The organism is Pseudomonas sp. GM41(2012) (assembly GCF_000282315.2).
Taxonomy (GTDB): domain Bacteria; phylum Pseudomonadota; class Gammaproteobacteria; order Pseudomonadales; family Pseudomonadaceae; genus Aquipseudomonas.
Genome location: NZ_AKJN02000006.1, coordinates 2547985 through 2562562 on the forward strand (window position 1 = coordinate 2547985; position 14578 = coordinate 2562562).

At 56.2% G+C, this 14578-nt stretch carries 3 protein-coding genes, 3 rRNA genes and 1 pseudogene; 3 read left to right on the plus strand and 4 right to left on the minus strand.

Going from position 1 to position 14578, the window contains the following annotated elements:
* Nucleotides 1-12: 12 nt before the first annotated feature.
* Nucleotides 13-4149 (plus strand): CheR family methyltransferase, encoded by a 4137-nt coding sequence (locus PMI27_RS14475; RefSeq protein ID WP_008147940.1) that lies wholly within the window; start codon nt 13-15, stop codon nt 4147-4149.
* Between the two features lie 7 nt (nt 4150-4156).
* Here PMI27_RS14475 and PMI27_RS14470 read toward each other — a convergent pair whose 3' ends face one another.
* The 4 genes from PMI27_RS14470 to PMI27_RS0229490 form a co-directional block, all read right to left on the minus strand.
* On the minus strand, nt 4157-4696 hold the full coding sequence (locus tag PMI27_RS14470; RefSeq protein ID WP_024164573.1) for a hypothetical protein: 540 nt from the start codon (nt 4694-4696) through the stop codon (nt 4157-4159).
* Nucleotides 4697-4844: 148 nt separating this feature from the next.
* A 5S ribosomal RNA gene (gene rrf / locus PMI27_RS0229480) occupies nt 4845-4960 on the minus strand.
* Nucleotides 4961-5117: 157 nt separating this feature from the next.
* Nucleotides 5118-8009, minus strand: a 23S ribosomal RNA gene (locus PMI27_RS0229485).
* A 315-nt stretch (nt 8010-8324) separates the two neighbouring features.
* A 16S ribosomal RNA gene (locus PMI27_RS0229490) occupies nt 8325-9863 on the minus strand.
* The 16S, 23S and 5S rRNA genes sit together here, the layout of an rRNA operon.
* A gap of 752 nt (nt 9864-10615) precedes the next feature.
* Here PMI27_RS0229490 and PMI27_RS32495 point away from each other — a divergent pair.
* Together PMI27_RS32495 and PMI27_RS14465 are read left to right on the plus strand one after the other, a co-directional pair.
* Nucleotides 10616-10822, plus strand: a pseudogene (locus PMI27_RS32495) (chemotaxis protein CheB); the annotation flags it as partial.
* Nucleotides 10823-11463: 641 nt separating this feature from the next.
* Nucleotides 11464-14578 (plus strand): beta strand repeat-containing protein (locus tag PMI27_RS14465; protein WP_024164574.1); only part of this gene is annotated, 3115 nt, incomplete at its 3' end.

The following is a 14578-nucleotide window of genomic DNA, read 5'->3' on the forward strand; positions in this document are numbered from 1 at the left end:
AAGGCAAACGTTATGACCAAAACCTCCACTCATTCACCTCCTGCTCCTGAGCGACAGGCCTTGCGCCCGAGCACCCTGGACTTTCCGGTGGTGGGCATCGGTGCGTCGGCGGGCGGGCTGCAAGCGATCAAATTGTTCTTTGAAAACATGCCTCAAGACAATGGCATGGCGTTCGTGATCATTCTCCATCTGTCGCCCGATCACCAGAGCATCGCTGACAAGATCATCCAGGAATCGACCAAGATGCCGGTTCTGCAGGTGACCGAAACGGTGGCCATCGAGAAAAACCGGGTGTACGTCATTTCACCGGCGCAACGGCTGGCAATGAACGATGGTTTTCTGGAGGTTAGCACCACAGACCCGCGCGAAGGTCGCCACGCGTCCATTGATCTGTTTTTCCGCGATCTGGCCGATGTGCACCGCGAGCGCGCCTTCTGTCTGGTGTTGTCGGGCACAGGCTCCGACGGCGCGGTTGGCTTGTCACGGATCAAGGAACAAGGTGGCATCACCCTGGCCCAGGCACCGGAAGACGCCGAATTCGATGGCATGCCTTGCGCCGCCATCGAAACCCGAATGGTTGACCTAGTGCTGCCCGTGGTGGAAATGCCGCAAAAACTGTTGGAGTTATGGCGCAACTCCAGGGAAATCACTTTACCCATCGCCAACGATCCGGAACTGCAAACCCTTGCTGCGGTGTCCGAGCGTGAGGCGGTACTTGCCGAACAGGTGCTGCGCGACATCCTGATTCAGTTGCGCACCGGCACAGGCCATGACTTCAAACACTACAAACGCGCCACCGTGTTGCGCCGGATCGAACGCCGGATGCAGGTCACCGGCCAGTCGGACCTGAGTGCCTATTACCTGTATCTGCAGAACAATCCCGAAGAAACCAAGGCACTACTGGGCGACATGCTGATCGGGGTGACCAACTTCTTCCGTGACAGAGAGGCTTTCGAAGCCCTGGAGCGGGATGTCGTGCCGCAACTGGTCAGCGCCGCCGTGTCCGCATACCCCGAGAAAGAAGAAATCCGGGTCTGGTCCGCAGGTTGCTCCACGGGCGAAGAAGCCTACAGCCTGGCCATGCTGCTCCAAGATCAATTGCAACTGGACGCCAGCGCGGCCTCGATGCAGCTGTTCGCCACCGACATCGACGAACGCGCGATCAGCGTCGGCCGGGCCGGCCTGTATCCACAAGCGATCATCACTGATGTGCCACCCTCGCGGCTGCGCCACTACTTCATCAAGGAAGACGATCATTATCGGATTCGCAAGGAAATCCGCGAAAAGGTCTTGTTCGCCAAGCACAGCCTGTTGTCCGACCCGCCCTTCTCGCAGATCGACCTGATCGTTTGCCGCAACCTGCTGATCTATCTGGATCGCGAAGTGCAACGCGAAATCCTCCAGATGTTCCACTTTGCCCTGCGTCCCGGCGGTTTCCTGTTCCTCGGTTCTTCCGAGAGCGCGGACGCGTGCCACGAATTGTTCGCGCCGGTGGATAAACGCAACCGGATTTTCCGCGCCAAGACCGGCACGGCCAACAGTCGACGCACACCGACCATGCCGCGTGGAGGCTATGTACGGACCAACACGTCCCAACAGGTCCCGCAAAGCAGCGCGCCGCGCAAATTATCATTTGCCGATATCCATCAACGCGCCCTCGAACAGTCCGCACCACCGAGCGTGATCGTCGATACCAACGCCGACATCCTGCACATGAGCGAGAGTGCCGGGCGTTTCCTGCGTCATGTTGGCGGCGAATTGTCGCGTAACTTGCTGACACTGATTCTTCCGGAACTGCGCCTGGAAATCCGCACCACGCTGTTCCAGGTCCAGCAGAGTGGCCTGCCGGTCAAGTCCCGCGAAGTGCCGATCAAGCGTGACAAGCGCAGTTACCTGATTGATCTGGTCGCGCATCCCTACAAGGATGAAGATTCGGACGGCGAATACGTCCTGGTGATTTTCGAGGAAGTCGAGGTCGACCCTGCCGAACGAGCCGCCACCACCGTGCTACAGACCGAAAGCCAGGTGCTGTCCAACCTTGAGCGCGAACTGCAACGCACCAAATTGCACCTGCAGGACACCATCGAACAATCGGAAGTCTCCAGCGAAGAGCTCAAGGCTTCCAACGAAGAAATGCAGGCCATCAACGAAGAACTGCGTTCGGCCACCGAAGAACTGGAAACCAGCAAGGAAGAGCTGCAGTCGATCAACGAAGAGCTGTTGACGGTCAACTACGAGCTGAAAACCAAAGTCGAAGAAACCGACAAGATCAACGACTACCTGACCAACCTGATTGCCTCCACCGACATCGCCACGGTGTTTGTCGATCGCAGCATGCGCATCAAGTGGTTCACCCCGCGTGCCACTGACATCTTCAGCATGTTACCGGTGGATACCGGGCGCTCCTTGCTCGATATTACCCATCGCCTGCATTACGAGGACCTGGTCGCAGACGCGGCGCAGGTGTTCGAATCGCTGAACATGATCGAACGCGAAGTCAGCAGCACCGACAACCGCTGGTACATCGCCCGCCTGCTGCCCTATCGCTCCAGCGAAGATCACATCGACGGCACCGTGCTGACGTTCATCGACATCACCAAACGTCGTGCGGCTGAAGAAGAGCTGCGACTGGGCGAAGAACGCATGCGCCTGGTCGCCGAAAGCACTCGCGACTACGCCATCATCACCCTCGATGAGCAGGGCGTGATCACCACCTGGAACAAGGGCGCCGAATTGATCTTCGGCTACAGCAAGGCCGAGGCCGAGGGCGCCTATTACGACTTCATTTTCTCGCCTGAAGATCGCGCGTCCGGCGTGCCTGAAAACGAACTGCTGGCGGTGCGCACCCATGGCCGCAGCGAAGATGAGCGCTGGCACGTGCGCAAGGACGGCAACCGCTTCTTTTGCAGCGGCGAGGTGACCTTGCTCAGCGGCGACAATCTCAAAGGCTACGTCAAAATCGCCCGCGACCTGACCGGCCATAAACGCCAGCATGAAGAACAGAGCCAACAACTGGCCGAAACGCGCAACACCAATTACCTCAAGGATGAGTTCTTCGCGGTCATGTCCCACGAACTCAAGCATCCGTTGAACCTGATTCAGCTCAATGCAGAACTGCTGCGTCGCTTGCCGGTGACCAAGTCGGTGGAGCCGGCCGCCAAGGCCGTCAACACCATCTGCGACGCCGTCAACAGCCAGGCAAGGATCATCGATGATCTGCTGGATGTCGCCCGGGTCCGTACCGGCAAACTGAAACTGAAACCAATCGCCGTGGATCTGGCCAGTGTGTTGCGCGATATTCATGCCGTCGTGCTCAGCGACCGACACGACGCCACCGTCGAGCTGCACGTGCCTTCAAGCGCATTGATGGTCCATGCCGACCCGACGCGCCTGGAGCAAATTATCTGGAACCTGGTGAATAACGCGCTGAAATTCACGCCCTCCAACGGCCACGTGCAATTGATTGCCAGCCAGGTTGGGAACATGGCGCGGCTGGACGTCAAAGACAACGGTGCAGGCATCGCACCCGAGAACCTCGATCACGTGTTCGACCTGTTCGGCCAGGCTGAAAAGCAGCACGTCAGCCACAACCGTGAAGGACTGGGAATCGGCTTGTCACTGGTCCGCCAGTTGACCGAGGCCCAACGGGGAACGGTTGAGGTGAACTCTGCCGGGGTGGGAACAGGTTGTACGTTCACCGTTTACCTGCCCTTGGCCCACACCAAAGATGAGCCGCAATCCCCGACTCAGGTCGAAGAATCCTCTGGCAGGCTGAGCGGTTTGACGATCCTGCTGGTCGACGACTCCGCCGATGTACTGGAAACCTTGAAAATGCTGCTGGAAATGGAAGATGCGCAAGTGATTGCGTTCGACCGTCCGGTGGCAGCTTTGGATGCCGCAAAAAGCACACGCTTCGACCTGATCATTTCTGACTTGGGCATGCCGGTCATGAATGGCCACGAGCTGATGAGCGCATTGCGTCAGTTGCCGTTGGTCAAGGATGTGCCGGCCATTGCACTGACGGGCTACGGCGCCCAAAGCGACATTCAAAAATCACGGCAATCGGGCTTTGACCAGCACATTGGAAAACCGGTGTCCTACGATGATCTGATCGAAACCATTGAGAATCTGCGACCCCCCCAGACCTGAGGCAGGGTCAGCGCAGATAGGCGCGTTGTACGCAGGTTCGTCGATCGATGGCCTGCCTGAGCCGCTCCTTGTGATCAGCCCAGACGCTGGGGTCGACTCTGGTTGAGCGCATCAGTACCAGCATGGCTGCCTTGGCAGCCAGGTACTCCGACCAGGCATCTTCGGACCGGAGTTTCAAAGACTCGCGCTCGGTCATTTCCATCCGCCGCAGGGCCAGTTCCGGCTCATCGGTAATCACTGGACTCAAGGTCACCTGCACCCGATGCGGCGCGACGAACTCCTGGGTATCCGCAACAATCTCCCTCGCGCGCTGAGCGCCCCACTTCAACGCCGCGCAGTAATGCTCACCGGCGTGCCGGTCATGAGACTCCTCGCAAACCGCCCAGCCATGGGTGCCATAGACGCCAATAAATACCTGGGTAATCCCCTCATGGCTGACCCGTGCCTGCACCTCAATGTGCAGGCCATTGCTGAGTACCTCTTCATGCGTATGGAGGGGTAACTGCGTGTTGGTCCATAACCAGAATTTTGCGCCTCTTCGCCGCATCGACGCCGCCCCATGAGTTGTGTCTGGAGTAAGGCACAACAATGCGAGACTTTCCATGTAGATCGTCGGGTGATATGTCCGCTCGCACTTTCCTGCGGGCAAAACAAAACCCCTACCTGCATACGCAGATAGGGGTTTCGGAATTTAATCTTGACGATGACCTACTCTCACATGGGGAAACCCCACACTACCATCGGCGATGCATCGTTTCACTGCTGAGTTCGGGATGGGATCAGGTGGTTCCAATGCTCTATGGTCGTCAAGAAATTCGGGTACTGAGTCGTAGCCAACTGGCTTCGCTTCAGCAAATTGGGTATGTGACAGCTTTCGGTGTTTGGTGAGATTCGAACTTTCGGTTCATTTCGTCTTCACACACCGCAATCTGATGCTCTTTCGAGTAGTCAAATTGCTTGGGTGTTATATGGTCAAGCCTCACGGGCAATTAGTATTGGTTAGCTCAACGCCTCACAGCGCTTACACACCCAACCTATCAACGTCGTAGTCTTCGACGGCCCTTCAGGGGACTCAAGGTCCCAGTGAGATCTCATCTTGAGGCTAGTTTCCCGCTTAGATGCTTTCAGCGGTTATCTATTCCGAACATAGCTACCCGGCAATGCCACTGGCGTGACAACCGGAACACCAGAGGTTCGTCCACTCCGGTCCTCTCGTACTAGGAGCAGCCCCTCTCAAATCTCAAACGTCCACGGCAGATAGGGACCGAACTGTCTCACGACGTTCTAAACCCAGCTCGCGTACCACTTTAAATGGCGAACAGCCATACCCTTGGGACCGGCTTCAGCCCCAGGATGTGATGAGCCGACATCGAGGTGCCAAACACCGCCGTCGATATGAACTCTTGGGCGGTATCAGCCTGTTATCCCCGGAGTACCTTTTATCCGTTGAGCGATGGCCCTTCCATACAGAACCACCGGATCACTAAGACCTACTTTCGTACCTGCTCGACGTGTCTGTCTCGCAGTCAAGCGCGCTTTTGCCTTTATACTCTACGACCGATTTCCGACCGGTCTGAGCGCACCTTCGTACTCCTCCGTTACTCTTTAGGAGGAGACCGCCCCAGTCAAACTACCCACCATACACTGTCCTCGATCCGGATAACGGACCTGAGTTAGAACCTCAAAGTTGCCAGGGTGGTATTTCAAGGTTGGCTCCACGCGAACTGGCGTCCACGCTTCAAAGCCTCCCACCTATCCTACACAAGCAAATTCAAAGTCCAGTGCAAAGCTATAGTAAAGGTTCACGGGGTCTTTCCGTCTAGCCGCGGATACACTGCATCTTCACAGCGATTTCAATTTCACTGAGTCTCGGGTGGAGACAGCGCCGCCATCGTTACGCCATTCGTGCAGGTCGGAACTTACCCGACAAGGAATTTCGCTACCTTAGGACCGTTATAGTTACGGCCGCCGTTTACCGGGGCTTCGATCAAGAGCTTCGCGTTAGCTAACCCCATCAATTAACCTTCCGGCACCGGGCAGGCGTCACACCCTATACGTCCACTTTCGTGTTTGCAGAGTGCTGTGTTTTTAATAAACAGTCGCAGCGGCCTGGTATCTTCGACCGGCATGGGCTTACGCAGTAAATGCTTCACCCTCACCGGCGCACCTTCTCCCGAAGTTACGGTGCCATTTTGCCTAGTTCCTTCACCCGAGTTCTCTCAAGCGCCTTGGTATTCTCTACCCAACCACCTGTGTCGGTTTGGGGTACGGTTCCTGGTTACCTGAAGCTTAGAAGCTTTTCTTGGAAGCATGGCATCAACCACTTCGTCACCCAAAGGGTAACTCGTCATCAGCTCTCGGCCTTGGAATCCCGGATTTACCTAAGATTCCAGCCTACCACCTTAAACTTGGACAACCAACGCCAAGCTGGCCTAGCCTTCTCCGTCCCTCCATCGCAATAACCAGAAGTACAGGAATATTAACCTGTTTTCCATCGACTACGCTTTTCAGCCTCGCCTTAGGGACCGACTAACCCTGCGTCGATTAACGTTGCGCAGGAAACCTTGGTCTTTCGGCGTGGGTGTTTTTCACACCCATTGTCGTTACTCATGTCAGCATTCGCACTTCTGATACCTCCAGCAAGCTTCTCAACTCACCTTCACAGGCTTACAGAACGCTCCTCTACCGCATCACCTAAGTGATACCCGTAGCTTCGGTGTATGGTTTGAGCCCCGTTACATCTTCCGCGCAGGCCGACTCGACTAGTGAGCTATTACGCTTTCTTTAAAGGGTGGCTGCTTCTAAGCCAACCTCCTAGCTGTCTAAGCCTTCCCACATCGTTTCCCACTTAACCATAACTTTGGGACCTTAGCTGACGGTCTGGGTTGTTTCCCTTTTCACGACGGACGTTAGCACCCGCCGTGTGTCTCCCATGCTCGGCACTTGTAGGTATTCGGAGTTTGCATCGGTTTGGTAAGTCGGGATGACCCCCTAGCCGAAACAGTGCTCTACCCCCTACAGTGATACATGAGGCGCTACCTAAATAGCTTTCGAGGAGAACCAGCTATCTCCGAGCTTGATTAGCCTTTCACTCCGATCCACAGGTCATCCGCTAACTTTTCAACGGTAGTCGGTTCGGTCCTCCAGTTAGTGTTACCCAACCTTCAACCTGCCCATGGATAGATCGCCCGGTTTCGGGTCTATTCCCAGCGACTAGACGCCCTATTAAGACTCGCTTTCGCTACGCCTCCCCTATTCGGTTAAGCTCGCCACTGAAAATAAGTCGCTGACCCATTATACAAAAGGTACGCAGTCACCCAACAAAGTGGGCTCCCACTGCTTGTACGCATACGGTTTCAGGATCTATTTCACTCCCCTCTCCGGGGTTCTTTTCGCCTTTCCCTCACGGTACTAGTTCACTATCGGTCAGTCAGTAGTATTTAGCCTTGGAGGATGGTCCCCCCATATTCAGACAAAGTTTCTCGTGCTCCGTCCTACTCGATTTCATGACTAAGAGATTTTCGCGTACAGGGCTATCACCCACTATGGCCGCACTTTCCAGAGCGTTCCGCTAATCTCAAAGCCACTTAAGGGCTAGTCCCCGTTCGCTCGCCACTACTAAGGGAATCTCGGTTGATTTCTTTTCCTCAGGGTACTTAGATGTTTCAGTTCCCCTGGTTCGCCTCTTAAGCCTATGTATTCAGCTTAAGATAACCATCTTATGATGGCTGGGTTCCCCCATTCAGACATCTCCGGATCAAAGTCTGTTTGCCGACTCCCCGAAGCTTTTCGCAGGCTACCACGTCTTTCATCGCCTCTGACTGCCAAGGCATCCACCGTATGCGCTTCTTCACTTGACCATATAACCCCAAGCAATCTGGTTATACTGTGAAGACGACATTCGCCGAAAATTCGATAATACTCAATTAAGAGCAACTCACAAATTTTACCTTAGCCTGATCCGTTACCAGTGAAAGTAACGTTCAGTCTATCTTTCTATCACATACCCAAATTTTTAAAGAACGATCTAATCAAAGACTAGAAATCAATATTCATCACTGAATATTCATTTCTAAACTCTAACGACAACCGCCACCGTGCTGGCTGGCTTCTCGTCTTCTTCAATGAATCAAGCAATTCGTGTGGGAGCTTATGGAGCAGCTGATGTCGTCGATTAAGGAGGTGATCCAGCCGCAGGTTCCCCTACGGCTACCTTGTTACGACTTCACCCCAGTCATGAATCACACCGTGGTAACCGTCCTCCCGAAGGTTAGACTAGCTACTTCTGGTGCAACCCACTCCCATGGTGTGACGGGCGGTGTGTACAAGGCCCGGGAACGTATTCACCGCGACATTCTGATTCGCGATTACTAGCGATTCCGACTTCACGCAGTCGAGTTGCAGACTGCGATCCGGACTACGATCGGTTTTCTGGGATTAGCTCCACCTCGCGGCTTGGCAACCCTCTGTACCGACCATTGTAGCACGTGTGTAGCCCAGGCCGTAAGGGCCATGATGACTTGACGTCATCCCCACCTTCCTCCGGTTTGTCACCGGCAGTCTCCTTAGAGTGCCCACCATTACGTGCTGGTAACTAAGGACAAGGGTTGCGCTCGTTACGGGACTTAACCCAACATCTCACGACACGAGCTGACGACAGCCATGCAGCACCTGTCTCAATGTTCCCGAAGGCACTCCGCTATCTCTAGCAGATTCATTGGATGTCAAGGCCTGGTAAGGTTCTTCGCGTTGCTTCGAATTAAACCACATGCTCCACCGCTTGTGCGGGCCCCCGTCAATTCATTTGAGTTTTAACCTTGCGGCCGTACTCCCCAGGCGGTCAACTTAATGCGTTAGCTGCGCCACTAAGAGCTCAAGGCTCCCAACGGCTAGTTGACATCGTTTACGGCGTGGACTACCAGGGTATCTAATCCTGTTTGCTCCCCACGCTTTCGCACCTCAGTGTCAGTATCAGTCCAGGTGGTCGCCTTCGCCACTGGTGTTCCTTCCTATATCTACGCATTTCACCGCTACACAGGAAATTCCACCACCCTCTACCATACTCTAGCTTGTCAGTTTTGAATGCAGTTCCCAGGTTGAGCCCGGGGATTTCACATCCAACTTAACAAACCACCTACGCGCGCTTTACGCCCAGTAATTCCGATTAACGCTTGCACCCTCTGTATTACCGCGGCTGCTGGCACAGAGTTAGCCGGTGCTTATTCTGTCGGTAACGTCAAGACACCAACGTATTAGGTTAATGCCCTTCCTCCCAACTTAAAGTGCTTTACAATCCGAAGACCTTCTTCACACACGCGGCATGGCTGGATCAGGCTTTCGCCCATTGTCCAATATTCCCCACTGCTGCCTCCCGTAGGAGTCTGGACCGTGTCTCAGTTCCAGTGTGACTGATCATCCTCTCAGACCAGTTACGGATCGTCGCCTTGGTGAGCCATTACCTCACCAACTAGCTAATCCGACCTAGGCTCATCTGATAGCGCAAGGCCCGAAGGTCCCCTGCTTTCTCCCGTAGGACGTATGCGGTATTAGCGTCCGTTTCCGAGCGTTATCCCCCACTACCAGGCAGATTCCTAGGCATTACTCACCCGTCCGCCGCTCGCCACCAGGTACAAGTACCCGTGCTGCCGCTCGACTTGCATGTGTTAGGCCTGCCGCCAGCGTTCAATCTGAGCCATGATCAAACTCTTCAGTTCAAACATCTTTGGGTTTTTAAGAAACCCTAAACTTGGCTCAGCAATCGTTGGTTACATCTTTGATTTCTCGCGGAGTAACTTGTGATGCTGATAATCTTGTTGACTATCAGTCTGACTCCACAAGCACCCACACGAATTGCTTGATTCAGTTGTTAAAGAGCGGTTGGTTAAGATCTTTCGTCTCAACCGAGGCGCGCACTCTACAGCACACATCCCTAAGTAGCAACCTTAAAAGTTTCTGATTTTCTAATCAAATCAATTACTTAGACTAGAAGCAACATCAAGTTGCTCGCTAGCGGGAGGCGAATAGTACAGTATTAAAATACGCGGTCAACCCCCGCCTGAAAATTCTTTTCCTTATAAAGGAGCCCAGGGTGCCTCTATGAAAACGTCCAAGGTCTGATGCTAACGTTGAGGCGTTTCCCTATCCAGGTCCTGAACAACCATCCAAGGGCGGCCAATAGAACAGCACTGCCCGCGGCAGGCACAATTGTGGCCAGAGCGAATTCATCCGCGTACTGCCCAGTGGGGCATATGAGCTATTAGGGTCACCTGGGCACGGAACAAGAACGTCACCCTTTGCCGTGTCGGTAAGATAACGCTCGAGCAGGCCCGCCAGGAAACCGCCCGCTATTTGGCCAATGCCCACGAGCACGGCGAACAACTGGCAGTCCCCCACGGCCGTAAAGGTGCGACCTCCCCTACCCTGCGCGCCTTCATATATGACACCTATCTACCGTGGTTCGAGGCCCGATCTGGCACAAGCGCACCTCGAGCGCCTTCTGCCTGGTGCTCTCGGGCAGCGGTTCCGACGTCGCGGTCGGCTTGTCGCATTAAGGAACAGGGCGGTATCACCCTGGCCCAGGTGCCGGAAGACGCCGAGTTCGACGGTATGCCACGAGCAGCCCTCGAGACCGGCATGGTCGATCTGGCGTTGCCTGATGGAGATACCGCAGAAGCAGAGGCTCCGGCGGGGCTTCTCTAACAGATGAACGATGAGATTTGATGGGTATCCCAACGTTTTATGACTCAGCCAGCCCACGTCCCATTGGGGTTTCAGCTCATTCAAGACACGCCATTATTGAGCGCCCGCGATCCATTCGCCAAAAACAAATCGACATAATATTGACACCAAAACATCCACCTGTCGGATTATTGGCACACCGCACTGTTAACTGCGGTTAACACCTTTACAAAGCCTGACCCCACAACTAAACACACATCAAACTGATATCAGGAAAGGCCGTATCCCTGAGTCGGTGCTACCCCAAAACACGGCCTCACCCAGCCTTTCTCCAGGAGACCCTTCCACATGGGTACTCTCAGTCTATTGCGTGCCATGCGCAGCGCAGCCCCAGGCTGGCGTCCACGTTCGCCCGACTTGTCCTGCGATCCGCGGCTCAAGCGCGGCGAACATTTCCACCCCCGCAATACCCACGCGCCTCTACCGGCAGCGCTTGTCCCGTCAGCTGGCCGACGATGTCCGACGGCCGCCTCGCACCGCCCCAGAACAACCTGAGCGGCGCAAGAACGGGACATCGTCCTGTTAGCAGTCCCTAGCGATTCTAAAAATAAAAAATGGCATTTTCGGGAGAAAGACATGGCTACCACCACAACTACCAGCGGCGGCACCGTTACTTCGTTTTCCAACACTCCGCAGGCGCAGGACGACATTTTCACTACCGGTGTTATTGGCGCGAGCACCGCGGCCATCACTGAAGACCTGCTGGGGGTCATTTACCTGGACGTCATGTCCAATGACCTTGGCGGCAACGCAAAGACACTTTGGTCACTCGATAACGCGACCAGTCTTTCTACTGCCACCAAGATTTATGCGCCGGCCGACCTCCTGATCCAGGACACGGGCAGAATTGAGGCGACGAGTACTGACACCAGTTTCAACGGGGCAAAGATCTGGATTTCGTCGGATGGCAAGGTCGGCTACGACGCCGCTACGTTGTCGACTGCTTTCAAGGCACAACTCCAGTCGCTTGCTGCCGGAGGCTCCCTGACAGACAGCTTTACCTATGCGATTCGTCTGGGCAACGGCACGCTCAGCTGGGCCACTGCGCAGGTGCAATTCGCTGGCGTGAATGACGCTGTGACAATAGGCATCGGCGCACAGTCCGGCACGGTAACCGAAGAAGCAGCTACGACGCTGAGCCTGACCGACTCGCTGAATGCGACAGGCACTATTGCTTTTAACGATGTCGACCTGAGCGACACACATACCGCCTCTTTCGTGGCTGCGGGAGGCAACACCACAGCGCTGGGCAACTTCGTCCTTGCGCCAGTGAGTGAAGCGGCCAACGCGGCAAACGGCACCGTTAACTGGACTTACACCCTGAATAATGCGGCAGCCCAGCACCTGGCCCAGGGTCAGACTGCTACCGAAACCTATGTGGTCACCCTCAATGATGGGCATGGCTCGACGACAACGCAGAATGTAACTATCACCATCACCGGCACCAACGACCAAGTGCAGATCACCAGCGGCGTGCAGGCCGGCGATGCCAAGGAAGACAGCGGCGACTACGCAGCCAACGGCAGCATTACCTTCACCGACGTCGACCGGATCGACACTCACAGCGTCAGCGTAACGCCTGGCGCTTCCGGCTATTTGGGCAGTTTCACCATCCATCCACTGAGCGACAGCACCGGTACGGGCAGTGGCTCGCTGGGTTGGAACTTCGCGGTGAGCAACACCGCCCTGCAGTTCCTCGGCCAAGGCCAGAGCGTCACTCAAACCTATAACGTGGTGATCGGCGACGGCGCGGTACAGACCGTGACCATTACGATTACCGGCACCAACGATCAGGTACAGATCACCAGCGGCGTGCAAGCCGGCGATGCCAAGGAAGACAGCGGCGACTACGCGGCCAACGGCAGCATCACCTTCACTGACGTTGACCTGATCGACACCCATAGCGTCAGCGTCACACCGGGCGCTTCCGGCTATTTGGGCAGCTTCACCACCCATCCATTGAGCGACAGCACTGGCACGGGCAGTGGTTCGCTGGGATGGAACTTCGCGGTGAGCAACACCGCCCTGCAGTTCCTCGGTCAAGGCCAGAGCGTCACTCAAACCTATAACGTGGTGATCGGCGACGGCGCGGTACAGACCGTGACCATTACGATTACCGGCACCAACGATCAGGTGCAGATCACCAGCGGCGTGCAGGCCGGCGATGCCAAGGAAGACAGCGGCGACTACGCGGCCAACGGCAGCATTACCTTCAGTGACGTCGACCGGATCGACACTCACAGTGTCAGCGTCACGCCGGGCGCTTCCGGCTATTTGGGCAGCTTCACCACCGATCCATTGAGCGACAGCACCGGAACGGGAAGTGGTTCGTTGGGATGGCACTTCGCGGTGAACAACGCCGCGTTGCAGTTCCTCGGCGAAGGCCAGACTCGCACCCAGACCTATAACGTGGCGATAGGCGACGGTACGGTGCAGACCGTGACCATTACGATTACCGGCACCAACGACCAGCCGACGCTGACGATTGTCGACAGCACTGGAGCGATGAACGAAGGCAACGGCACGGCCACCCTGAGTGACAGCGGTGCCCTGAGCTTTGCCGATCTGGACAGCACCGACACAGTGACCGTGTCGCAGACCGCTAACAACGACATCGTCTGGAGCGCCGGCGTGCTCAATGCGGGCGTGGCCTCGGTGCTGGTAGCCGGTTTCTCGGTCGACCAGAACAGCTGGGACTACAGCAGCAATCAGAACCTCGACTTCCTCGGTGCGGGTGAAACCATCACTTTCTCGTACGCGGTGGTCGCGACCGACGATAGCGGCGCGGCTAACGCTGCCTCGGCGACGCAGACTGTCACCATCACTATCACCGGCACTAACGACGCGCCCGTACTCAACTTCGCAACGGGCAACGATGCCGGCGCAGTGCAGGAAGACACCACGCTCAGCGTGAGTGGCCAGTTCAGCTCGGCCGACATCGATCACGCTGCCACGTCCACCTGGACCATCAATGGCTCGGCTTCGGGCACTTACGGTTCGATCGCGGTGGACAGCACCGGAAAATGGACTTACACCCTGGCCAATGGCACCGATGGCGTCGCCAGTGCGGTGCAGTCGCTGAAGGCGGGCGAAAGTCACGATGAAGTGTTCAGCGTGCAGGTCAGCGATGGCCTGGGTGGCGTGGACACTCAACTGGTGACCGTTACCGTCAGCGGCACTAACGACGCCGCCGTGCTGTCCTCGGCCAGCGTCACGCTGACCGAAACCGATGCCCCGCTGACCACCAACGGCACCCTGACCATCAGCGACGTCGACAGCGCCGCGACCTTCGTCGCCCAGTCTGGCACCGCCGGCAGTTATGGCCAGTTCTCCATCAACGCTGGCGGTGCCTGGAGCTACGTCGCCGACTCCGCGCACAACGAGTTCGCCGCCGGCACCACCTACACCGATACCTTCACGGTGAGCAGTGCCGACGGTACCCTCACGTCGGTCACCGTGCAGATCAACGGGACCAACGATGCCGCCGTGCTGTCCTCGGCCAGCGTCACGCTGACCGAAACCGATGCCCCACTGACCACCAACGGCACCTTGACCATCAGCGATGTCGACAGCGCCGCGACCTTCGTCGCCCAGTCCAACACCGCCGGCAGTTATGGCCAGTTCTCCCTCGGCACTGACGGTGCCTGGAGCTATGTCGCCGACTCCGCCCACAACGAGTTCGCCGCCGGCA